This window comes from Mycolicibacter heraklionensis (genome assembly GCF_001021505.1).
Taxonomy (GTDB): Bacteria; Actinomycetota; Actinomycetes; order Mycobacteriales; family Mycobacteriaceae; genus Mycobacterium; species Mycobacterium heraklionense.
The window spans coordinates 1-22,470 of sequence record NZ_LDPO01000005.1; the positions used below are offsets into that span (position 1 = coordinate 1).

Annotated in this window: 18 protein-coding genes and 3 riboswitches; of the genes, 8 read left to right on the plus strand and 10 right to left on the minus strand. The window is 69.8% G+C overall.

The genetic code is table 11. The annotated features are described in order from the left end of the window. Nucleotides 1-480 (plus strand): PPW family C-terminal domain-containing PPE protein (locus ABW16_RS08080; protein WP_459542293.1); only part of this gene is annotated, 480 nt, incomplete at its 5' end. Nucleotides 481-736: 256 nt separating this feature from the next. Here ABW16_RS08080 and ABW16_RS08085 read toward each other — a convergent pair. The 4 genes from ABW16_RS08085 to ABW16_RS08100 are packed head-to-tail and all read right to left on the minus strand — an operon-like array spanning nt 737 to nt 5,308. Then, entirely contained in the window at nt 737-1,315 is a 579-nt protein-coding gene (locus ABW16_RS08085) for a DUF7676 family protein (protein ID WP_047318654.1), read from the minus strand. A 14-nt stretch (nt 1,316-1,329) separates the two neighbouring features. Then, nucleotides 1,330-3,084 (minus strand): ATP-binding cassette domain-containing protein, encoded by a 1,755-nt coding sequence (locus ABW16_RS08090; RefSeq protein ID WP_047318655.1) that lies wholly within the window; start codon nt 3,082-3,084, stop codon nt 1,330-1,332. Then, nucleotides 3,081-4,121 (minus strand): FecCD family ABC transporter permease, encoded by a 1,041-nt coding sequence (locus ABW16_RS08095; RefSeq protein WP_047318656.1) that lies wholly within the window; start codon nt 4,119-4,121, stop codon nt 3,081-3,083. Before ABW16_RS08095 ends, ABW16_RS08090 begins: the two co-directional genes overlap by 4 nt. Then, on the minus strand, nt 4,118-5,308 hold the full coding sequence (locus ABW16_RS08100) for an ABC transporter substrate-binding protein (RefSeq protein WP_047318657.1): 1,191 nt from the start codon (nt 5,306-5,308) through the stop codon (nt 4,118-4,120). Before ABW16_RS08100 ends, ABW16_RS08095 begins: the two co-directional genes overlap by 4 nt. 37 nt (nt 5,309-5,345) lie before the next feature. After that, nucleotides 5,346-5,534, minus strand: a riboswitch (cobalamin riboswitch). A gap of 5 nt (nt 5,535-5,539) precedes the next feature. After that, a riboswitch (cobalamin riboswitch) is annotated at nt 5,540-5,636 on the plus strand. Nucleotides 5,637-5,667: 31 nt separating this feature from the next. Here ABW16_RS08100 and cobN point away from each other — a divergent pair. The 4 genes from cobN to ABW16_RS08120 are packed head-to-tail and all read left to right on the plus strand — an operon-like array spanning nt 5,668 to nt 12,156. Continuing rightward, the gene (gene cobN, locus ABW16_RS08105) at nt 5,668-9,243 is read left to right on the plus strand and encodes a cobaltochelatase subunit CobN (RefSeq protein ID WP_047318658.1); all 3,576 of its coding nucleotides are present in this window, start codon (nt 5,668-5,670) and stop codon (nt 9,241-9,243) included. Beyond that, nucleotides 9,240-9,974 (plus strand): precorrin-6A synthase (deacetylating), encoded by a 735-nt coding sequence (gene cobF, locus ABW16_RS08110; RefSeq protein ID WP_047318659.1) that lies wholly within the window; start codon nt 9,240-9,242, stop codon nt 9,972-9,974. Before cobN ends, cobF begins: the two co-directional genes overlap by 4 nt. After that, nucleotides 9,974-11,425, plus strand: coding sequence for a cobyric acid synthase (locus ABW16_RS08115; RefSeq protein ID WP_047318660.1), 1,452 nt, complete (start codon nt 9,974-9,976; stop codon nt 11,423-11,425). The genes cobF and ABW16_RS08115 overlap by 1 nt, the downstream gene beginning before the upstream one ends. Further along, a complete protein-coding gene (locus ABW16_RS08120) occupies nt 11,422-12,156 on the plus strand; it encodes a cobalt-precorrin-6A reductase (RefSeq protein WP_047318661.1) in 735 nt (244 codons plus the stop codon). The genes ABW16_RS08115 and ABW16_RS08120 overlap by 4 nt, the downstream gene beginning before the upstream one ends. Here ABW16_RS08120 and ABW16_RS08125 read toward each other — a convergent pair. After that, the gene (locus tag ABW16_RS08125) at nt 12,142-12,588 is read right to left on the minus strand and encodes a hypothetical protein (protein ID WP_047318662.1); all 447 of its coding nucleotides are present in this window, start codon (nt 12,586-12,588) and stop codon (nt 12,142-12,144) included. The genes ABW16_RS08120 and ABW16_RS08125 overlap by 15 nt on opposite strands. 122 nt (nt 12,589-12,710) lie before the next feature. On the opposite strand from ABW16_RS08125, the gene ABW16_RS08130 reads away from it, so the two are divergent. Together ABW16_RS08130 and ABW16_RS27140 are read left to right on the plus strand one after the other, a co-directional pair. Further along, complete coding sequence (locus ABW16_RS08130) at nt 12,711-13,001, plus strand: antibiotic biosynthesis monooxygenase family protein (RefSeq protein WP_047318663.1); 291 nt, start codon at nt 12,711-12,713, stop codon at nt 12,999-13,001. Between the two features lie 154 nt (nt 13,002-13,155). Then, nucleotides 13,156-13,296 (plus strand): nitroreductase/quinone reductase family protein, encoded by a 141-nt coding sequence (locus ABW16_RS27140; protein ID WP_233424721.1) that lies wholly within the window; start codon nt 13,156-13,158, stop codon nt 13,294-13,296. A gap of 1 nt (nt 13,297) precedes the next feature. Here ABW16_RS27140 and ABW16_RS08140 read toward each other — a convergent pair whose 3' ends face one another. The 5 genes from ABW16_RS08140 to ABW16_RS08160 all read right to left on the minus strand — a co-directional run bounded on the left by ABW16_RS08140 (nt 13,298) and on the right by ABW16_RS08160 (nt 21,478). Further along, a complete protein-coding gene (locus ABW16_RS08140; protein ID WP_047318664.1) occupies nt 13,298-15,475 on the minus strand; it encodes a glutamine synthetase III family protein in 2,178 nt (725 codons plus the stop codon). 171 nt (nt 15,476-15,646) lie between these two features. Beyond that, nucleotides 15,647-16,570 carry an adenosylcobinamide-phosphate synthase CbiB gene (gene cbiB / locus ABW16_RS08145; protein WP_047318665.1) on the minus strand — a complete coding sequence of 308 codons (924 nt, stop codon included), beginning with the start codon at nt 16,568-16,570 and terminating at the stop codon, nt 15,647-15,649. Further along, a complete protein-coding gene (locus tag ABW16_RS08150; protein ID WP_233424722.1) occupies nt 16,567-18,921 on the minus strand; it encodes a cobyrinate a,c-diamide synthase in 2,355 nt (784 codons plus the stop codon). Before ABW16_RS08150 ends, cbiB begins: the two co-directional genes overlap by 4 nt. 5 nt (nt 18,922-18,926) lie before the next feature. After that, nucleotides 18,927-19,541 (minus strand): cob(I)yrinic acid a,c-diamide adenosyltransferase, encoded by a 615-nt coding sequence (gene cobO, locus ABW16_RS08155; protein ID WP_047318667.1) that lies wholly within the window; start codon nt 19,539-19,541, stop codon nt 18,927-18,929. After that, nucleotides 19,541-21,478, minus strand: a complete 1,938-nt coding sequence (locus ABW16_RS08160; protein ID WP_047318668.1) for a VWA domain-containing protein — start codon at nt 21,476-21,478, stop codon at nt 19,541-19,543. The genes cobO and ABW16_RS08160 overlap by 1 nt, the downstream gene beginning before the upstream one ends. Before the next feature lie 21 nt (nt 21,479-21,499). Continuing rightward, nucleotides 21,500-21,626, minus strand: a riboswitch (cobalamin riboswitch). 46 nt (nt 21,627-21,672) lie between these two features. On the opposite strand from ABW16_RS08160, the gene ABW16_RS08165 reads away from it, so the two are divergent. Beyond that, nucleotides 21,673-22,470, plus strand: a complete 798-nt coding sequence (locus ABW16_RS08165) for a dienelactone hydrolase family protein (protein ID WP_047318669.1) — start codon at nt 21,673-21,675, stop codon at nt 22,468-22,470.

Sequence of the window (22,470 nt, forward strand, 5' to 3'; positions counted from 1 at the left end):
GCCCCGGCCGCGGCCGCCGCACCGCCCCCCGGCGCGCCGCCGCCGACTCCCGCCGGGCCACCGTCGGTCACCATGCCGGCCTACATGTACATGGTGGGCGGTCTGGACATGGGCGCTCGACGGGGCTCGGGCACCAGCACTCGCAAGAAGGCGGCACCGAAACCGGACAGTGCGGAGGTTCCCGAGGCCGCCGCGGCGGAGCAGGTCGCGACGCAGCGGCGCCGGCGTAAGACGAAGGCCGGCATGCTCGGGCGCGGCTACGAGTACATGGATCTGGAGCCCGGCCCGGTGCCGGAGGTGCCGGAACTCGCCGGGGCGGTCGCCTCGAGTCGAGGCGCCGCGGCGCAGGGCTTCGCCGGTGGCACCCACCGGGTTGCCCGCGCACAGCCGAGCGGGCTGACCGCGCTGGCCGACGATGGGTTCGGGGGCGGCGCGGTCAGCCCGATGATGCCGAATACCTGGCAGGGCTCCGAGGAATAGCGGGGGACCAGCCCCAATACCGTTCAGTCAAGACTGGACGGTATTGGGGTAGGCCGTGTTCACGGCGGGCCTCGTAGGGATAGTTGCCCGCCTCTGCGCGACAAACCGCCGCGGGCGCATCCACACCCGCAGTTTGTCGCGCAGAGGTGGGCAACTCTGCTATTCCCCGGTGCCGCCGCTACGCCAAGGACTGCCCGGGGCTAGCCGCCGGGTCTGTTGGGGCGGTCCAGCTTCGGCTCTCCTTCGTCGAGTCTCGCTAACCGCCGCAGCGGATCTGACTCCCGCCGCGGTCCAGCGGGTCCGGCCCCAGGCCGAGGTACTTGTCGCGCAGCTTGTCCCACAACTCCAGCTGGCCCCACTCGGGCTCGTCGCGCATCTGCTGGTCGTTGGTGAGGAACGGGTTCGGCAGCATCACCGTCATCATCTGCTCGTCGCGGCCGTTGAACAGGCGCACGCCCCACGACTGCGGGTTGCCGTCCTTGCCGATCCGGCGGTACAGCTCGGCCCGGGTGCAGCGGCGAATCCGGCCCAGCTCGTTTCCGCTGGCTCGGTGCTTGCCGATGCAGAGGTGAAAGTGCCAGCGGCCGAAATCGATAGTGGCGTAACCGTCGAGCATGGCGATCTTGCGCGGCGCGTTGGGCGCGGCCACCTCCCAGGCCGCGCCCTGCATGATGATGCCGAACCAGATCTCGTCCCAGTACTCGTCGAAGCACAGGTGCAGCAGATCCAGCAGGCTCTGCTGGTCGGTCGGCAACGGCCAGAGTTGTTCGCGGCCGCGGTCTTCGGTGTCGACGATCGGGGGATCGGCAACGACGGTGCCGGTGTTCTCGGTCATGGGAATCCCTTCCTCTATCGGTCCAAGCGAACCGGGGGTTTGTGGGTCAGTGCGCAGTCGCCGCACAGGCCGCCGCCGGGCGTGCGATAGAACAGGCAGCAGCTGGTACGCCGGTAGTCCGTATCGGAACCGTTGAAACATATTGTGCCGGTGAGGCGTTCGTCGTCGCATAGCTTGCGGGCGAGAGCCCATCCCGGTTCGTCGGCAAGATCGCCACCGCTATGCCAGCGCAGGGCGCGGGCGGCACCCAGTACCGCGGAGGCGGCATTGCCGAGCAGCAGCCGCTCCGAGATCGGACCAAGTCGTTGCACCGCGGCGGCTAACGGCTTCAAATGTCCGGTCAAGATCATGTCGGCCAGCGCCGGCTCCAGACTCTCGTTCGCCGACGATCCCTGCCAGGCCACCGGATTCGGCAGGTGCAGGCGGACGGCCCCTTCCGAATCGGTGTACCAGAGCTGATCGGGGTCCAGGTCGATCAGCAGCCCGTGTTCGGCGAGCCCGCCCAGCCCGATCGACCACAGCCGCGCCGCGAATCCGAGGAAGAAAGTGGATACCGCCACGCGGAGATCCGGTGCCCCGATGCGCTCCCGGACGTGGGCGACCGCGCCGGCGAGCAGCTTCTCATCGGTGTAGAGCTGCGTCACCGGACGCCAGTCGGCGTCGTCTGCGATCCCGGTGGAGACCGCGAAATAGGAGCTGACAGCGGATAACTCGGCGAGCGCCGCGGTCGTCTCATTCCGGGATGCGCAACGGTGCGGGATCGTCGGCAGCGCGCGCAGCCGCTGCGGCAGGTCGCGCAGCTCGGAGAGCTGGTTGCCGCTCGCGGTGCGCACGGCGATGGTGCCGGGATCTGTTGCCGTGAGCACGATTTCGGCGGAGTCGCCGATACCCCAGCCCTCCCGGGACAGCACCCGGGTCAATGCTGAACGCAACGGTTCTCCGGCGTCGACCCGGGCGGTGCGCTCGTTCTCGTCGCCGACGAAGGTGAACATCCCGCTGCCCGGGTCGAAACGCAGGGTGTCGTTGCCGAACATGTCTCCGATCCGCCCGGACAACATCAGCTCTTCGCCGACGGTGTCCGTTAGGGTGCCCGCCGGGTCCATCAGCCACACCCGGTCGGCCACCCGCAGCGCCAGTTCCAAGTCGTGAGTGCTCAGCACCACCGCCAACTGCTGGTCGCGGGCGAGCTCGCGCAGCAGCCCGAACAGGGCGGCCCGCGACGACACATCCAGAAACGCGGTCGGCTCGTCGAGGATCAGCAGACCTGGTTGCTGGGCCAGCGCCCGCGCGGTCAGGACCCGCTGGCATTCGCCGTCGGACAGTTCGGCAGCCGGCCGCGACGCCAGATGCCGCGCGCCGGTCGCTGCCAGCGCCCAGTCGATGATCTCCTCGTCGGCCGGACGCAGCCGGCCACCCAAACCCAGGTGCGGGATGCGGCCCAGCCCGACCAGCTCCCGCGCCGACAGCAGGCCCGGGTCGACTCGTTCGGTCAGCACCACCGCGACCCGGCGGGCCAGCTCGTCGCGGGGCAGTGCGGTCAGGTCGGCGCCGTCGAGCAGAACACGCCCGCCGAGCGCGGGCTGCAGTCCGGCCAGCGTGCGGATCAGGGTGGACTTGCCGGCGCCGTTGGGCCCGATCAGCACGGTCAGCTCGCCGCGGCGGGCCTGGGCGGCCAGCCCGGCCGCCACCGTCACCGACCGGCGCCGGCTGCGGTAACCGATCACCAGGCCGGCGAGCTCGACGGCCGGTGTCACCGGAGCCGGTGTCATGACGGCAACCCCGATCCGCGACGGGCCCGCAGCAGCACGGTGATCACCACCGGCGCCCCGACCAGCGCGGTGACCGCGTTGATCGGGATGACCAGGTCGCTGCCGGGCACCTGGCTGACGAGGCCGCAGCCCAGCGCGGCGACCGCGCCCAGCAGGATCACCGCCGGGACCACCACCCGGTGATCGGAGGTACCGACCACGATGCGGGCCACGTGCGGCACCACCAGCCCGAGGAAAGCGATCGGTCCGCAGAACGCGGTCGTCACACCCGCCAGCAGGGACGCCGAGATGACCGTGACCACTCGCGCCCGATGCACGTTGATGCCCATCGTCGCCGCATAACTCTCGCCGAGCAGCAGGGCGTTGAGCGGCCGGATCGTCACCGCCGCGGTCACCAGCCCGAGGACCACCAGCGGCAGCAGCAGCTCCAAATCGGCCCAGCCGGTCCCGGCGAAACTGCCCAGGCCCCACAGCAGGTACTGCTGCACCCGCTGCGGATCGGAGTACACCATCGCCAGACTCACCAGCGCGGTGCTGGCCGCCCCGAGCATCACCCCGATCAGCAGCAGCGTCGCCGCCGAGCGGGTCCAGCGCGACAGCACCAGCACCAGCGTGAGCATCGCCGCGGCGCCCAGGGCCGCCGCGATGACCTCCCCGGCGCGGCCCGCGCCGGCCATACCGGTGGAGAAACCGGCGCCGGCTGCACCGCCGAACAAAACCACCACCGCGACGCCGAGGCTGGCCCCGGAGCTCACGCCCAGAATGTAGGGATCGGCAAGCGTGTTGCGGAACAGGGTTTGCAGCTGCAGGCCGGCGACGCCGAGCGCGGACCCGGCGGCCAGCGCGGTCAGCACCCGAGGTAACCGCATGTTCCACACGATCACCTGCCAGCGCGGGTCGGAGGGTTCGGCGCCGAACAGCACCTGCACGGTGTCGAGCACCGGAACCCGCACCGGCCCGAGCACCAAACCCAGCAGGGCCAACAGGACCACGGCAGCGCCGAGCGCGGCCAGCACCAGGGCGAGACGCGGCTTCACCGCGGCACCCGCCGGTAGAACTCGAACGCGTGGTTGGCGACGAGCTCGGGGTGCAGGATCGCGACGAGGTCGCCGAGCAGCAGATCAGGTCGCGCCGTGCCGCGTTCCCAGTAGAGATTGCCGCCTCCGGGTGTGATCGCCTTGGTGGCCGACCACACGTGACCGGTCCGCAGCGCGGTGAGCTCGCCGTAGCGGCTGTCGCGGGCCACCGCGTCGCCCAGGGTGTGCCAGTCGTCGGTGACCAGCCACACCGGCGCCGTGCCGGCACGGGCGTACACCGACTCGAAGTTCAGTTGCCGGTTCTCGGCGCCGGTGTCCGACAGCCAGGGGTAGGTGCCGCCGGCGTCGGCGACCAGACGTCCCGAGTAGCTGTCACCGGTGGGCATCGACCAGCTGCCGGAATACATGGTGCCGGCCAAGACCTCGACGGGCTTCGCTGCGGTGGCTTGGGCGGCCAGCGCGCGGTAGCGGTCGCGAATGGACTCATACGCCTGCCCGGCCTGACGCTCGGTTCCGGTCAGCGCGGCGAACACCTTCACCCACTCGGCCCGGCCCAGCGGAGTGGATTCCAGCCATTCGGCGTCGGCCAGCACGGGAATACCGGCTTCGCGCAGCTTGGCATAGCCGGGGTCATCGATCCCCTCGGTGACCAGCAGGTCGGGGCCCGCGCCTATCACGCGCTCGACATTGATCTGCCCGCCGGGGGCGTAGCCGACGATCTCACCGCTCTCGATGTGCGCGCGGATCTGCGGGTCGGCGACGGCGGCCGGGCTCGCGACCCCGGTGACCACGCCGGCTTGGCCGAGTTCGGTGATCATCGCCAGGTGCGTCGTCGAGCCCGAGTAGAGGCTGTGTACCGGGACGGTGATCCGCTGGGAGTGGGCAAGCTCGCCGGTCAGCGCCGGCGCGGGCGCGCCGCAGCGCACCAGCACATAGGACACCGGCTTACCGCCCAGGTAGGGCCGATTGACGGTCAGGATCTGGTAGCTGCCGCGGTAGGTGATGGAGAAGTTGGTGGCCTCGGTCAGCGTCGACTTGTCCGGAAAGTAGTCGGCGGCCGGATCGAAGTCGGTGATGCAGCCGGCACGTGCTTCCGGTGTGCGAGAGGCGGGTTCGCCGGAGCATCCGGCCAACGGGGTGGCCAGCGTGATCAGCAGCGCAAGGACTACCCGCAGCGCACGACACATGGGCGTGAGTCAGCTTCCTCGGGGTACACCGCCCCGGTACGCAGGACGCGATGACGTGAGTCTCCTGGCTCTCGGATCACTGCTCGCCTCGCCTTCCAACCCCACAAGTGGCGGGCCGTGGCTGATGAGGGTCGCTCCCCGATGACAGTGGCGGGACCGCGCCGGATTCGCACCGGCTTCCTCAATCGTCATCGCCTTACCGGCGACATTCTTACATGCCGTGCTGCGTTAGGCTGGCCGCCGTCTCGTGGCGTCAGGAACCCGGTGCGAATCCGGGGCGGTTCCGCCACTGTGTTAGCCAGATACTGGCCGCGGGACATCCGACTATGCGGGGCGCGAACCCCCAGGAGGAACCGGCTATGCGGCGCATCGCGCTCCTGTCCACGTCCGACACCGACCTGCTGTCCGCGCGAGCCAGCGGCGCGGCGTATCGGTTGGGCAACCCCGCACGCCACGACATCCAACCGCTGCTCGACGGGGTCGATGTGGTGGTGCTGCGAATCCTGGGCTCGTCGGCCGAGATCGCCGATGAGCTGAAGCTGCTGCGCGCGACCGGCTTGCCGCTGGTGGTGCTGGGCGGGGAGCGCTCACCCAACGCCGAGCTGATGGAGTGCTCCACGGTCCCGATCGGGCTGGCCGCGCAGGCGCATGCCTATCTCGCCGAGGGCGGGCCGGCCAACCTCGCGCAGCTGCACGCGTTCCTGTGCGACACGGTGCTGCTCACCGGGGAAGGCTTCGACGAGCCGGCGGTGATCCCGGAGTGGGGTTACGGGAAGCGGAGCGAGCCGGCCGCGGCTCCCGACGCGGTGCGGATCGGGGTGCTCTACTACCGGGCGCATGAGGTCAGCGGCAACGCCGGGTTCGCGCACGCCCTGGCCGACGCCATCGATGCCTGCGGCCGGGCAGTGGGGGTGCCGATCTTCGCCGCGTCGCTGCGCAACGCCCCCGACGAGCTTTTCGGCGCGTTGGGGCAGCTCGACGCGGTGGTGGTCTGCATGCTGGCGGCCGGTGGGGCGATGAACGCCACAGCCGGTGTCAGTGCCGGCGACGACGACGGCGCCTGGGACATCGAACGGATCGCGGCGCTGGACATCCCGGTGTTCCAGGGACTGTGCCTGGCCTCGTCACGAGCGGACTGGGAGGCCAACGACGACGGCGTGACCCCGCTGGACTCGGCCACCCAGATCGCTATCCCGGAGTTCGACGGCCGGATCATCACGGTGCCGTTCTCCTTCAAGGAGATCGACGACGACGGGCTGCCGCACTATGCCGCCGACGCCGAACGCTGCGCCCGGGTGGCGGGTGTGGTGGTGAATCACGCTGTGCTGCGCCGCATTCCGAATGCGCAGAAGAAGCTGGCGTTGGTGCTGTCGGCCTACCCCACCAAGCACTCCCGGGTCGGCAACGCCGTCGGGCTGGACACCCCGGTGTCGGCGGTGCGGCTGCTGCGCCGGCTGGCCGACGAGGGTTACGACGTCGGGGACGGCTTCGGGGTGCTGGACATCGATGACGAGACGGCTGCCGGGGATCGGCTGATCCACACCCTGATCGAGGCCGGCGGGCAGGACGAGGACTGGCTGTCCGCTGCGCAACTGTCCGACGCGCAGGTCCGGGTCACCGCGCAGCAGTACGCGCAGTGGACCGCCGAGTTGCCCGACGAGCTGCGCGACGCGATGGCGACGGCGTGGGGCCCGGCGCCGGGCAAGCTGTTCGTCAACGATTCCGGCGAGATCGTGCTGGCCGCACTGCAATCCGGCAACATCGTGCTGATGATCCAGCCGCCCCGCGGGTTCGGGGAGAACCCGGTGGCGATCTACCACGATCCCGAGTTGCCGCCCAGTCACCACTATCTGGCCGCATACCGTTGGCTGGCACATGGTTTCGGTGCGCACGCGGTGATCCACCTGGGCAAGCACGGATCGATGGAATGGCTGCCCGGTAAGACCGCGGCGTTGTCTTCCGCGTGCGCCACCGACGCGATGATCGCCGACCTGCCACTGGTCTACCCTTTCCTGGTCAACGACCCCGGCGAGGGCGCCCAGGCCAAGCGGCGGGCGCACGCCACCATCGTCGACCACCTGATCCCGCCGATGGCGCGTGCGGAGTCCTACGGCGACATCGCTCGGTTGGAGCAGCTGCTCGACGAGTACGGCAACATCGCCACGATGGACCCGGCCAAGCTGCCGGCGATCCGCGGCGAGATCTGGAACCTGATGCGGGCCGCGGAGATGCACCGTGATCTGGGCCTCGACGAGCGGCCCGAGGATGAGGAGTTCGACGACTTCCTGCTGCATGTCGACGGCTGGCTCTGTGAGATCAAGGACGCCCAGATCCGCGACGGTCTGCACGTGCTCGGCGGTGCACCGACCGGCCCGGAGCGGGTGAATCTGGTGCTGGCGATCCTGCGCGCCCCGCAGGTGTGGGGCGGGGTGGACCACGCCGTGCCCGGACTGCGGGCCGCACTGGGCCTCAAGGAAGGCGCTGCCGCCGCCGCAGTCGACGAGATCGAGGACCGCGCGCGCGAACTGGTCGAAGCCATGGAGGCGGCCGGCTGGGAGACCGGTGTCGCCGACACGCTGCATCCCGACCCCGAGGTGTGTCGGGTGCTGAGATTCGCGGCCACCGAAGTGGTTCCGCGGCTGGCCGGCACGGCGGCCGAGCTGGACTCGGTGCTGCACGCGCTGGCCGGCGGGTTCGTACGGCCGGGACCTTCCGGGTCACCGTTGCGCGGCCTGGTCAACGTGCTGCCCACCGGGCGCAACTTCTACACCGTCGACCCCCGCGCGGTGCCGTCCCGGCTGGCGTGGCAGACCGGTCAGGCGATGGCCGACTCGCTGGTGCGGCGCTACCTCGATGACACCGGCGTCTACCCGGAGTCGGTCGGGCTGTCGGTGTGGGGAACCTCAGCGATGCGCACCTCGGGCGACGACGTCGCCGAGGTGCTGGCCCTGCTCGGCGTGCGGCCGGAGTGGGATGAGGCGTCCCGGCGGGTCTCTGGGCTCGAAGTGGCTTCGCTGGCCGAGCTCGGTCGGCCCAGAATCGATGTGACGGTGCGGATCTCGGGGTTCTTCAGGGATGCCTTCCCACACGTGGTGACGATGCTCGACGACGCGGTGCGGCTGGTGGCGGCGCTCGACGAACCCGACGAGGCGAACTTCGTGGCGGCGCACGCCCGCGCCGACCTCGCCGAGCACGGCGACCTGCGCCGGGCCACCACCCGGGTCTTCGGTTCCGCACCCGGTTCGTACGGGGCCGGGATCCTGCAGGTGATCGAATCCGGAACCTGGCGTGACGACAAGGACCTGGCCGAGGTGTACACCACCTGGGGCGGGTTCGCCTACGGCCGCGGACTGGACGGCTGCGCCGCATCCGAGGACATGCGCACCAACTACCGCCGGATCAAGGTGGCGGCCAAGAACATCGACACCCGCGAGCACGACATCGCCGACTCCGATGACTACTTCGTCTATCACGGCGGCATGATCGCGACCGTGCGGGCGCTGACCGGCGCCGACCCGAAAGCCTACGTGGGGGACTCGACGTCGCCGGATGCCGTCCACACCCGCACGCTGGCCGAAGAGACCGCGCGGGTGTTTCGGGCCCGGGTGGTCAACCCGCGCTGGATCTCCGCGATGCGCCGACACGGCTACAAGGGTGCGTTCGAACTGGCCGCCACCGTCGACTATCTGTTCGGGTTCGACGCCACCGCGGGAGTGGTGCACGACTGGATGTACGAGAAGCTCGCGGCCGAGTACGTCCTGGACCCGCAGACCCGGGAGTTCCTCGACAAGTCCAACCCGTGGGCGCTGCATGGCATCGTGGAACGGTTGACCGAGGCTGCCGACCGGGGCCTGTGGGAGCAACCCGACCCGGAGACCCTGGCGGCACTGCGGCAGGCTTACCTGGACGTCGAGGGGGACCTGGAGGACCGGTGAAGGTTTGGATTCTCGGTATCGGCATGGGGCCTGCGCACGTCACCGCCGAGGTCGCCGACGCGCTGCGATCGGCCGACTACGTCGTGGCCCCCGAGAAATCCTCCGACGACGCCCTCTTGGCACTTCGGCGGGCAGTCGTGGACGCGTACGCCGGTACGGTCCCGATCGTCACCGTCTCCGACCCGCGCAGGGACCGTTCCCCGGGGCTGACGACGGCCGGGTATGAGAACGCCGTCGCCGACTGGCATGCGGAGCGCGCGGCGCGCTACGCCGAGGTGCTGCGTGAGCGGGGAGGCACTGCAGCATTTCTGGTGTGGGGTGATCCGGCGCTGTACGACTCGACGATCCGCATTGTCGAGCAGGTGAAAGCCCTTGGGCTTGAACTGGATTACGATGTGCTGCCCGGGATCAGCGCACCGCAGCTGCTGGCGGCCCGGCACCGGATCGTGCTGCACGAAGTGGGCCGGCCGGTGCACATCACCACCGGCCGACGGCTGATCGAGGCGGTCGATGAAGGCCAGGACAACATCGTCGCGATGCTCAACAGCGAGCTCGATCTTTCCGCGGTGGCCGACTGGACGATCTGGTGGGGCGCCAACCTCGGCGCGACGGGGGAGCGACTGGTCAGTGGCCGAGTCGCGGACGTCGCCGACGAGATCGCGGCCGCCCGTGGCGCGGCCAGGGCCGAGGCGGGTTGGGTGATGGACGTGTTCCTGGTGCGGCGAACCTGATGGCGGGCATCCTGATCGCCGGAACCACCAGCGACGCCGGAAAGACCGTGGTGGCCACCGGTGTGTGCCGGGCACTGGACCGCCGCGGGGTGCGGGTGGCGCCCTACAAGGCGCAGAACATGTCGAACAACTCCATGGTGTGTGTCGATGCCGACGGCTTGGCGACCGAAATCGGCCGGGCGCAATGGATTCAGGCCTGCGCAGCGCGGGCGGTCCCGGAGCCGGCGATGAACCCGGTACTGCTCAAGCCCGGTAGTGACCAGCAAAGTCACGTGGTGCTGATGGGCCGGCCGTGGGGGACACTGTCGTCGTCGAACTGGATGAACGGCCGGGCGGAATTGGCCGCGTCAGCACACCGTGCCTACGACGATCTCGCCGGGCGCTACGACGTGATCGTCGCCGAGGGCGCGGGCAGCCCGACCGAGATCAACCTGCGCACCGGCGATTACGTGAACATGGGCTTGGCGCGCCACGCCGGCCTGCCGGTGGTGGTCGTCGGCGACGTGGACCGCGGCGGGGTGTTCGCGGCGTTCTTCGGCACTGTCGCCCTGCTGTCGAGCGAGGACCAGGCGCTGGTGGCCGGGTTCATCGTGAACAAGTTCCGTGGCCAGCAGCGGCTGTTGGAGCCCGGGCTGGCCGATCTGGAGCGCCTCACCGGCCGGCGAGTGTTCGGCACGCTGCCGTGGCACCCGGAGCTGTGGCTGGACTCCGAGGACGCGCTCGACCTGGACCGCCGGCGCTCGGCGCGCACCGCGGCGCGCCGGGTTGCGGTGATCCGGCTGCCACGGATCAGCAATTTCACCGACCTGGACGCACTCGGGCTGGAACCCGAGCTGGACGTGGTGTTCGCTGCCGACCCGCGCGGGGTGTCCGACGCCGATCTGGTGGTGCTGCCCGGAACCCGGGCAACGATCAGCGATCTGGCCTGGCTGCGGTCGCGCGGAATCGACTCCGCGATCGCCGCGCACGCCGCCGCGGGCAAGCCGGTACTGGGGATCTGCGGGGGCTTCCAGATGCTGGGCCGGATGATCCGCGATCCCCAGGGAATCGAGGGAGCGCCCGCCGAAGTAGCCGGGCTGGGCCTGCTCGATGTTGAAACCTGTTTCGCCGCAGACAAGGTCCTGCGCCTGTCCGACGGCGGATACGAGATCCACCACGGCCGCATCACCCGCGGTGACGGTGCCGGTGAGTTTCCCGGCGGTGCCCGGGCTGCTCAGGTGTTCGGCACCATGCGGCACGGTGCCTTGGAGTCCGACGCGCTGCGCACGGCATTCCTGCGTGCCACCCTGGGCCTGGAACCGTCGGGTGTGTCCTTTCCCGCCGCCCGGGAGCGTCGCCTCGACCTGCTCGGGGATCTGATCGAAGAACACCTGGACGTCGACGCCCTGCTGGAGCTGGCGGGCGGCGGGCCGCCGACGGGGCTGCCGTTCCTACCGCCGGGGGCACCGTGACGCGCCTGTTGCTGCTCGGCGGCACCGCCGAAGCCCGAGCGCTCGCCGATCGGCTGGTCGCCGCGGGTGTCGACGTCACGACCTCGCTCGCCGGCCGGGTCGCCGACCCACGGCTGCCGACCGGGGCGGTGCGGATCGGCGGATTCGGCGGAATCGACGGCCTGCGAGCGGCATTGGCCGACTACGACGCCGTCGTGGATGCCACCCACCCGTTCGCGACGACGATGTCGGCCAACGCGGCCGCGGCATGCGCGGCGGCCGGGCGGCCGCTGCTGCGGCTGGAGCGGCCCGGCTGGTCGCAGCGCGCCGGACAGTTGTGGCAGTGGGCCGACTCGCACGCCCACGCCGCGCAGCTCACCGCCCGGCTGGGGCGGCGGCCGGTGCTGACCATCGGGCGTCAGCAGTTGGCGTCGTACCTGCCGGCGCTGGCCGACGCGGAGGTGCTGGCGCGGGTGGTCGAGCCGCCGTCGATCAGCCTGCCGCCCAACTGGTCGGTGATCAGGGACCGGGGTCCCTACGCGCTGCCCGGAGAACTCGCGTTGCTGCGCGATCACCGCGCCGATGTGGTCGTCACGAAGGACTCCGGGGGCGAATACACCTGGCCGAAGATGCTGGCCGCCGAGGAACTCGGCCTGCCGGTGGTCATCGTGCGCCGCCCGGCCCGGCCGGCGGGCGTGCCGGCGGTGTACGACGTCGAACGAGCGCTGGCCTGGGTGCTATCCGGCGATTGAGGCGACCTGCAGTGCGGCGCCCGCGGTCAGCAGTGCGGCGACCTTGACCACTTCCAGCCCCGCGTAGGCGTAGTGGGCGCGGGAGCGCTCGATGATGCCGCCGGGTGGGGCGGTCTGCGCGGCCAGCACCGCATCCGAGCGGCGGCGCAGTCGGGGCCGGACCACCAGCACCTGAACGGTCAGCACTGCCACCGCAACGCAGACCCCCGCCAGCGCCAGCGGCCCCGGGCGATCGGCGGCCACCGCGAGCACCACCACCGTCGCCAGCGCGATCTCCACCGCATTGAGGGCCCGGAACACCAGGCGACCGATGCCCAGCCCCAGGGGAATGGTGATCCCCGGCGCCCGGAACTTCAGCGGCGCTTCCAGGAACGAGATCGCCAACACCATGCCCAGCCAGGCAAAAACGACTGCTGCCGCGAGAGCACCCATAGCGCCACCTCCAGGGATACCTGTGTCCGTCGGTTGCAGGTAACGTATCTGTGTCGCGTCGTAACAGACAAGAGTCTTTGGTCGGTAATCCTGGCCACCCGCCGTCGGGCAGACTGGCAAGCGTGATTGTGGAACATGGAGTACTGCCCATCCGGCCGGGCAGCGAAGCCGATTTCGAAGCAGCGTTCGCCAAGGCGCGACCGCTGATCTCCGCCCAGCCCGGGTTCCTGGGCATTTCGATGTCCCGGTCGGTCGAGTCGCCGAATCTGTACCTGCTGCTGGTCCAGTGGGAGAACATCGAAGCCCACACCGAGGGTTTTCGGAAGTCCCCGGAATTCGAACAATGGCGTGCGCTGTTGCACGGTTTCTACGAGTCACCGCCGGTGATCGAGCACTTCGTGGGCATCGACTGAGGAGATGGTCGCCCGTGGACGCACAGCGAACCCTGGAGTTCAACGCCCGTAACATCGTGGAGTTCCGCAGCAGCGGCGGAAAACTCGGCGGACGGTTCACAACCTGCGGGCAAACCCCTCGGCGACTGTCGAACTCGGCACCGACACCTTCCCGGTGACGGCCACCGAGATCACCGGCGCCGAACATGACCGGCTCTATGGGATTCAGGCGCAGCGTTACCCGGGTTTCGCCAGCTATCGCGAACGCACCGAGCGGGTCATCCCGGTCGTCGAGCTGAGTCCCGTGAACAGCTAACTCAGAGGATGTAGAGCATCTCCTGATAGGTCGGGAGCGGCCACAGGTCGTCGGCCACCACACTCTCCAACGTGTCGGCGGCGGCCCGGACAGCATCCATGGCGGGCAACAGCGTCTGCTGGGCATGCTTGGCCTCGTCGAACGCGGATTCCGCCGAATGATCGGACAGGGCCTTCTTCAAGGTGTCCAGGGCTCCGATTAGCGCGCTGATCGGCTCCGAGACGTCCTGCAGGAGTGTCAGACTCGGGGTCATACCTGCCGCGGTCAATGCAGCGGCGTTCTGGGCGAGCTCTGTTTGGTAGCGGATCGCGGCCGGAAGGATGGTGGTCGAGCCGAGTTCGAGCGCCAGCTTGGCCTCGACGCCGATGGTCAGTGCGTACTGTTCCAGTCGCACCTCGTAGCGGCTGTGCAGCTCGCGTTCGTTGAAGACGCCGTATTTCTCGAAGACTTCCACCGCCTCGGGTTTGATCAGTTCCGGGATGGCGTCCAGCGTGGTCTTGAGGTTGGGCAGCCCGCGGGTGGCGGCCTCGGCCTGCCAGTTCTCGGAATAGCCGTCCCCGTTGAAGACCACCGCCCCATGTTCGGTGATGACGTCGGTCAGCAGCTTCTGCACCGCGGTGTCGAACTCTTCACCATCGGCTACCGCTGTCTCCAGCGCGGTGGCCAAGTAGTCGAACGAGTCGGCCATGATGGTGTTCAGGACGATCATCGGCACGGCGACGGTCTGGCCCGCGCCGGGTGCCCGGAACTCGAATCGGTTGCCGGTGAAGGCAAATGGGCTGGTGCGGTTGCGGTCGCCCGGGTCGGTGGGCAGCACCGGCAGAGTGTCGACGCCGATGATCATGCTGCCCTTACCTTTTGACGACGTCGCAGCGCCCTTGGCGATCTGCTCGAAGACGTCTGCGAGCTGATCGCCGAGGAAGATCGAGATGATCGCCGGCGGCGCCTCATTGGCGCCCAGTCGGTGGTCATTGGTGGCTGAGGCCACCGAAACGCGCAGCAGCCCGCCGAACTTGTGCACGGCACGGATGACCGCCGCGCAGAACACCAGGAATTGGGCATTTTCGTGCGGAGTGTCACCCGGCACCAGTAGCGAGCCCAATTCAGCATTGCCCACCGAGAAGTTGACGTGCTTCCCTGAGCCGTTCACCCCGGCAAAGGGCTTCTCATGGAACAGGCACTCCATACCGTGCTTCTTGGCGATGGTCTTGAACACGGTCATCAGCAACTGCTGGTGATCTGAGGCGATATTGGCCTGCTCGAACATCGGGGCCACCTCGAACTGAGCCGGGGCAACCTCGTTGTGGCGAGTCTTGACCGGAATGCCGAGCTTGAACAGCTCCCGCTCGGTGTCCATCATGAACCCCAGCACCCGCTCGGGGATCGCCCCGAAGTAGTGATCGTCGAACTCCTGCCCCTTGGGTGGCTTGGCTCCGAACAAGGTGCGGCCGGCGTTGATCAAGTCGGGCCGTGCCAGGAAGAAGTGCCGGTCGACCAGGAAATACTCCTGCTCGGGGCCACAGAACGAGACCACCTTCTCCAAGTCCTTGTGCCCGAACAGTTTCAGAATGCGCTCGGCGTGTGCACCCATGGCCTGTTGGCTGCGGAGCAGGGGCGTCTTGTAGTCCAGCGCCTCGCCGGTCATCGACACGAAAACCGTGGGGATGCACAGGGTGTTGCCGTTGGGATTCTCCAGAATGTAGGCGGGGCTGGTGACGTCCCAGCCGGTGTAGCCGCGGGCCTCGAACGTCGATCGCAGACCTCCGGACGGGAAGCTCGATGCGTCAGGCTCGCCCTGGGTTAGGGTCTTGCCGGCGAACTCAGCCAGCGCCTGTCCGTCCGAAACAGGCTCGAGAAAGCTGTCGTGCTTTTCTGCGGTCAGCCCTGTCATCGGATAGAACACGTGCGCGTAGTGGGTCGCGCCCTTCTCCAACGCCCAGTCTTTCATCGCCGCGCCCACCGCGTCGGCCACCGTCGGGTCAAGCTTGGCGCCCTTTTCGATGGTCGCTACCACCGATTTGTAGATCGCCTTGGGCAGCCGGGATCGCATCTCCGCCTTGGTGAACACGTTGGCGCCAAAGATCTCACCCGGGGCTTTTGCAGGGTCGAAGCTGCAAGCGGGGGGCACATGGGCTTCCACTTGCGCAATCGCCTGCAAGCGGGTGGTGTTTCCACTCAATGGAGTTCCTATCGTGACAGGTGGCGTGAGTGGCTTCACCCTAGGAAGGTTGGATGGCGGAGCTGTTACAGACGTGTCACGGGCGCAATTCAGGCACCGGCCCAATCGTTAAATTATCGACGGGCACCCGCAGCTCCGGTCGGTCAGGGGATTGGAGAGCCGCCGCCGTCCTCATCTCCCGCGACCCAGACACCACGCCACCGCGGTGAGCAGTGCACCCACGCCCACCCGCCGCGCCAGCCGCGTCGACCGCGGAATATCGGAGGGCACCGGCACCCGGCCGTAACCCATCCGCGCGCGATCCTCCCGCCGATTCCCGTAATAGGTGTTGACCCCGCCGAGCTGCACGCCCAGCGCCCCGGCGAAAGCGGCCTCGACCACTCCGGCATTGGGACTGGGATGGTGGCGGGCGTCGCGGTGCCACGCCCGCAGTGCGCCGGCACCATCAGGGCCCAGAGCAGCCGCCAGGACACCGCTCACCCGGGAGGCCGGCAATCCCAGCACGTCATCCAACCGGGCTGCCGCCCAGCCGAACCGGTCGTAGCGGGCGTTGCGGTGCCCGATCATGGCGTCCAGCGTGTTGGCTGCGCGGTGCGCGATCAGGCCGGGAATCCCAGCCACCGCGCCCCACACGAACGACCCCACCACCGCATCAGAGGTGTTCTCCGCGACGGATTCGACGACGGCGCGGGCGACCTCGTCGGGGTCCAGTGCGGTCGTGTCACGACCGACCAGGTTGCGCACCCGGGTCCTGGCCGAGTCCAGGTCGCCGGCGGCCAGGAAGGCGTGCACGGTATCGGCTTCGCGTTCCAGGGACCGGCCGCCGAGCACCGCCCAGGTAACTGCCGCAGTCAGGACCGTGCGCGCCAACGGATTTCGGGCTGCACGCTCACCCGCGCAGGCCAGTCCGATGGCGCCCCCGACCAGGATCAGAACATGGGCGACCCCGCTCGCCCGATTGTCGCGGTAAATCTGCCGCTCCAGCGCCAGTGCGCACGTCCCGAATCCGGCGACCGGGTGCCGCCGCCTCGGATCACCCCAGACGCGGTCGGCACCATAGCCGAGGGCCAGTCCGAGTGCCCGGGCCGCAATCACCGCCGCGTCCGGTCGAACGTGGCCAGCAGCTGATCGGTCAGGTCCGGGGGCCGCACCGCGATCCGCACCCAGCTGTCATCCAGGCCCGGAAAAGTGTCGGCACGCCGCACGGCAATACCGTTCTCGCGCAACGCCGTATGCGCCCCGCGGCCGACCTGGGCCAGCACAAACGGTGCCAAACCTGCGACGAACCGCACCTCGCGCGCGGCGAGGCCCTCACTCAAGTGCACCCGCCAGGACGCCAATTGCCGCGCCCGACGGTCGCTTTCGTGCGCCGCCCGCTCATCCGAGCACACCAGCATGGCCGCCAGCGCCGACGCGGACACCGACCAGGGGATCTGTAGTCGTGCCGCGTCGGCGAGCAGCGCGGGGTCGCCGAGCAGATATCCCGCGCGTACCCCGGGGATCGACCAGTGCTTGGTCAGGCTGCGGCTGACCAGCAGTCCCGAATGCCGCTCCCCGGAGAGGGTTTGCGGCTCAGCGGGTATCGCATCGAGGAACGCCTCGTCGACCAGCACCACCCGGCCCGGGCGCAGCAGTTGGCGCAGCGTCTGCGCCGGATGCAGTACCCCGGTGGGATTGGTCGGGTTGCCGACGACGACGAGGTCGGCGTCGTCGGGCACCGCGTCGGAGTGCAGTGCGAAGCCGTCGTCGGCCCGGCACAGCACCGTGCCGACGGTGTGACCGGCAGCGCTCAGCGCGGCATGCGGGCCGGTGTACTGCGGATGCACCACCACCGGGCAGCGCCACGCTCGCATTCGAGCCACCAGGTCGAAGGCCTCCGACGCCCCCGCAGTTGGCAGTACCTCCGGGGCGGTGAGACCGTGCCGGGCGGCCAACGCGGCGCGGGCCGCCGACGCCTCGGGGTACGCCACGGCGTCGTCGAGGGAGGCATGCAAGGCGTGCTCGAGCCAGTCCGGGCGTGCCCCGGCGTAGACGTTGACCGCGAAATCGAGCAGCCCCGGTGCGGCCTCGACGTCACCGTGATGGTGCAGATCCGGGCCGCTGAAACCATGCACGGCGTCGGCGAACCGCTGGGCCAGTGCGGGATACCCGGCCCAATGGGTGTGCAGGTAGGACGCATGCAGGCTCGCCGAGGCAAAGCCATCCGGCCCGTCGGGAAGCTGCCAGGCCGCGCTGACCGGGCGATCGAAAACGACCTGGGTGCGGTGAAATTCGTGCCCGGTGACCTGATCTCCCGCCCGCGCCAGCAGATTGTCGGCCACCGCCGTGGCCTGCCGGTAACCCAGCGTCAGGCGCGGGGTCATCGCCGCACAACCCGGCAGCGCGCCCACCCCGGCGTCCGCACCCACCCGGCGGGACAGGTAGGCCAACCCGCCACACTCGGCGACGGTCGGCACTCCCGCGGCCATCGCCGCCCGCAGCGCACCCAACAGCGCGGTGTTGGCCCCCAAGTGCTCTGCGTACACCTCCGGGAACCCGCCGCCCAGGTAGATCCCGGCGGTACCGGTCGGCAGACACGTGTCGGTGAGCGGGTCGAAGCTCACCACCTCGCAACCGGCGGCGCGCAGCAGCTCGAACGTCTCGGTATAGCCGAACGTGAACGCCCGCCCCGCGGCGACGGCCAGCACCGGCCGCCGCCCCGACGCGCCGGTGACCTCGGCAGCCGGATCCCAGGCGCTGCCGGTCAACTCCGGAGCCTGGCGCGCCACCGCCGACACCGCGTCCAAGTCCACGTACTGCTCCACCAACCCGGCAAGTCGAGCCGCCATGGCCGCCGCCTCGTCGCGCTCGCCCGCCGGTACCAGGCCGAGATGCCGTGACGGAGTCTGCACGCCCGCATCGCGAGGCAGCACCCCGAGCACCGGAATACCGCAGGGGCGCAACGCGGCAACGACTTCATCAGCGTGCCGTGCACTGCCGGCCCTGTTCAGCACCACCCCGGCGACGCGCACCGCCGGATCGAAACCAGCCAGGCCCGCCACCACCGCCGCGTGTGTCCGGGAGGCATGCGAGACGTCGACGACCAGCACCACCGGGGTCGCCGTCAACGCCGCGACATGGGCGGTGGAGGCCTCGCCGCCGGTGCCCAGGCGCCCGTCGAAAAGCCCCATCACGCCTTCGATCACGGCGACATCCGCGCCCGCGGCGCCGTGCAGCAGCAGCGGCACGATCCGGTCGGCGCCGACCAGATACGGATCCAGGTTGCGGGCCGGCCGGCCGGTGGCCAGCGCGTGATAACCGGGGTCGATGTAGTCCGGGCCCACCTTGTGCCCGCTGACCCGCAGGCCGCGTGCCGACAGCGCCGCCATCACCCCGACGGCCACCGTGGTCTTGCCATGCCCGGACGCGGGTGCGGCGATGACCAGACGGGGAAGGGGAACGCCCACCACGCTCACCATTCGATGCCGCGCTGGCCTTTCTGGCCGGCGTCCATCGGGTGCTTGATGTTGCCCATCTCGGTGACCAGGTCGGCGACCTCGATCAGCCGCGGATCGGCGCGCCGGCCGGTGATCACGACGTGCTGGTGGCCCGGCCGGTTGGCCAAGGTCTCCACCACGTCGTCGACGTCCACCCAGCCCCAACCCATCGGATAGGTGAACTCGTCGAGGATGTACAGGTCGTGGGTCTGCGCCGCCAGGCGTTCCTTGATCTGGGCCCAGCCTTCGGCGGCGTCGCCGGCGTGATCCTCGACGCCGCCGGCCTTGCGGCTCCACGACCAGCCCGACCCCATCTTGTGCCACTGCACCGGACCGCCCTCACCGGTCTCGGCGTGCAGTGCGCCCAGGCGCTCGAGCACGGTCTGTTCGCCGACCCGCCACTTCGCGGATTTTACAAACTGGAAGACCCCGATGTTGAAGCCCTGATTCCAGCCGCGCAGCGCCAATCCGAATGCGGCAGTGGACTTCCCCTTGCCGTCACCGGTGTGCACCATCAACAGCGGGCGGTTGCGCCGCTGACGGGTGGTCAGGTTGTCGTCGGGCACCGTCAACGGCTGTCCCTGCGGCATCAGGCGGCTCCCTTCACGATTCGGGTGAGCGCCTCGGCGTTCACCTCGGGCAGCGCGACGTAGTCGGCCCGCAGGCACTCGGCCAGGCCACGCGCCAACCCCATCCGCATTCGGCCGCTCTCGCAGTCGATGACCACCGACGAAATTCCTTGTTCGGCAAGGTGAGTCGCCGCCTGTTTGGATCGCCCGACCGGGTCGGCCCCGGCGGTGGCCCGCCCGTCGGTGACGACCACCAGCAGAGGCCGGCGGGCCGGGTCGCGCAGCCGCTCCCGCCGGATCACCTCGGCGGCTTCGGCCAGCCCCTCGGCCAGCGGGGTGCGGCCGCCGGCCGGCACCTCGTCGAGACGCACCGCGGCGATCTCCACCGACCCGGTCGGCGGCAGCAGCACCTGGGCTCCGGTGTCACGGAACGTCACCACACCGACGCGGTCCCGCCGCCGGTAGGCGTCCAGCAGCAGCGAGACAATCGCGGTCTTGACGTGCCGCATCCGCTCGACGGCGGCCATCGACCCGGAGGTGTCGACCACGAACAGCACCAGGTTGGCCTCCCGGCCCTCCCGCACGGCCCGGCGAAGATCGCCGGCCGCCAACAGAAGTCGCCCGCTGCGGCGCCCCCGGGCGACCTGATGGGGGGCGGCGGCCCGCACCGTTTCGAACAGGTGCAGCCCGCCCGCGGTGTCCGCGGTGGCGCCGACTCGCTGGCCGGCGCTGGTGCGGGCCCGGCTGCGCTGCCCGGCGTGCCCCTCACCGACTCCGTCGACCGTGAAAAGCCTTGCCCGGTATGGCGAATCAGCGCCCACGGTCGAGGTGGAGCCCCCTCCGGACGGAGTCGGTGCACCCTGGCCGGGTGCGGCCTGCCCACCACCGTCCGGGCCGCCGTCGGGATCCGGCTCCGGGCCGGAATCCTCCGGTGGGAGTAGCTCGTCGAGCTCAGCCTCATCGAGGCCCGGGGCGTCGAACGGCTTGCGTCGCCGCCGATGCGGCAGGGCCAGCCGGGCGGCCACCCGCAGGTCCTCGAGGGTGACCGCGTCGCGTCCCTGCCACGCCGCATGTGCCACCGCGGTGCGGGCACAGACGATGTCGCCGCGCAGACCGTCGACGTCGAATGCCGCGCAGATCTCACCGATCTTGACCAGCGCCGCGTCGGTCAGCGCCACCTGCGGCAGCAGGTCCTGGGCTTGCCGGATCCGGGCCCGCAGCCGGTCTTGGGCCGCGGCGTAGGCCGCGGCGAAGGCATCCGGATCGGCGTCGAACGCCAGCCGCCGGCGCACCGCCTCGGCACGCAACACCGGATCGCGCGGGGCGGACACCTCGACGGTCAGCCCGAACCGGTCGAGCAACTGGGGGCGTAGCTCGCCCTCCTCGGGATTCATCGTCCCGACGATCACGAAACGGGCGGCATGGGTGACCGAGACCGCGTCGCGTTCCACGGTCAACCGGCCCATCGCCGCGGCGTCCAGCAGCAGGTCCACCAGGTGGTCGGCCAACAGGTTGACCTCGTCCACGTAGAGGATGCCGCGATTGGCGCGCGCCAACAGCCCCGGTTCGAAGTCGACGGCGCCGGCGCTGAGCGCCCGCTCCAGGTGGATGGAGCCCACCACCCGGTCCTCGGTGGCGCCGACCGGCAGCTCCACCAGCCGCACCGGGCGGGTCTCGACGGCGGCGTCGCTGGGGAACGGGCCGTCGGGGGAGAGCGGGTTCGCCTCAGTCGGATCGGAAGAGAACCGGTCGCCGGCCACCACGTCGATGGGCGGCAGCACCTGGGCGAGCGCACGGACCAGCGTCGACTTGGCGGTGCCCTTCTCGCCGCGGATCAGCACCCCGCCGATACCGGGGGAGATCGCGCTCAGGACAAGCGCCAGCGCCATGTCGTCGAGGCCGCCCGGGGCATCCGGGTCGCCGCCGAGGACAGCGGGAAAGGGGTACAGCTGTTGCATTGAGGCTCCGCTCGTGATGCCCAGTGTTGGCAACGCGAAGCCGGTATTCGGACTGACCGTGGCGCACCGAAATGCGCCGCGGAACACCGTAGCGGGCCTGCGTCGGAGTCACACCGACTTCCCTGGCACTTCGCGCCGATACCCTAACACCCATGGCGTGAGACGCCGACCTGGGCGAAAGGACTAGAGGACCCATGACCGCACCCGAAGCAGACCTGACCGGATGGGTTGCCGAGCCGTTCACCGGCGGCGGATTCACCCACGACGTGTACCGCAAGGGCGAGGGCCCCGGCGTGGTGCTGATCCCGGAGATCCCAGGGATTCACCCCGGGGTGCTGGCGTTGGGAAATCACCTGGTGGACAACGGTTTCACCGTGGCGATTCCCTCGCTGTTCGGCGAGCCGGGTAAGGCGATCACGCCGGGCTACGCCGCGGCCACGATCGCCCGGGCCTGCGTGACGCGGGAGTTCGCCGCGTTCGCCACCGACAAGCAGCGGCCGGTCACCCAGTTCCTGCGGGCGCTGGCCCGCGACCTCAACGAGAAGACGCCCGGCAAGGGCGTCGGGGTGATCGGTCAGTGCTTCACCGGCGGTTTCGCGCTGGCCGCGGCCGTCGACGACTCCGTGCTGGCCCCGGTGCTCAGCCAACCGTCGGTGCCGATACCGCTTACGCTGAAGCAGCGCCGCGACCCGGGGCTCTCGGAGGTCGAGCTGGGTGTCGTCGCCGACCGGGCCGCGGGCGGCGAGCTGTGCGCTCTGGGCCTGCGGTTCAGCGAGGACAAGATGGCCCCCGGCGACCGTTTCGCTACGCTGAAAGCTCGCCTCGGCGATGCGTTCGAGGTGATCGAGATCGACTCGTCGCCGGGCAATCCGGACGGCCTGTCCCGGATGGCGCACTCGGTGCTCACCGACCAGGTCCGTGAGGTCGACGGCCATCCCGCCTACGAGGCGCGCAAGCGGGTGGTGCAGTTCCTCACCGAACGCCTGACCTAG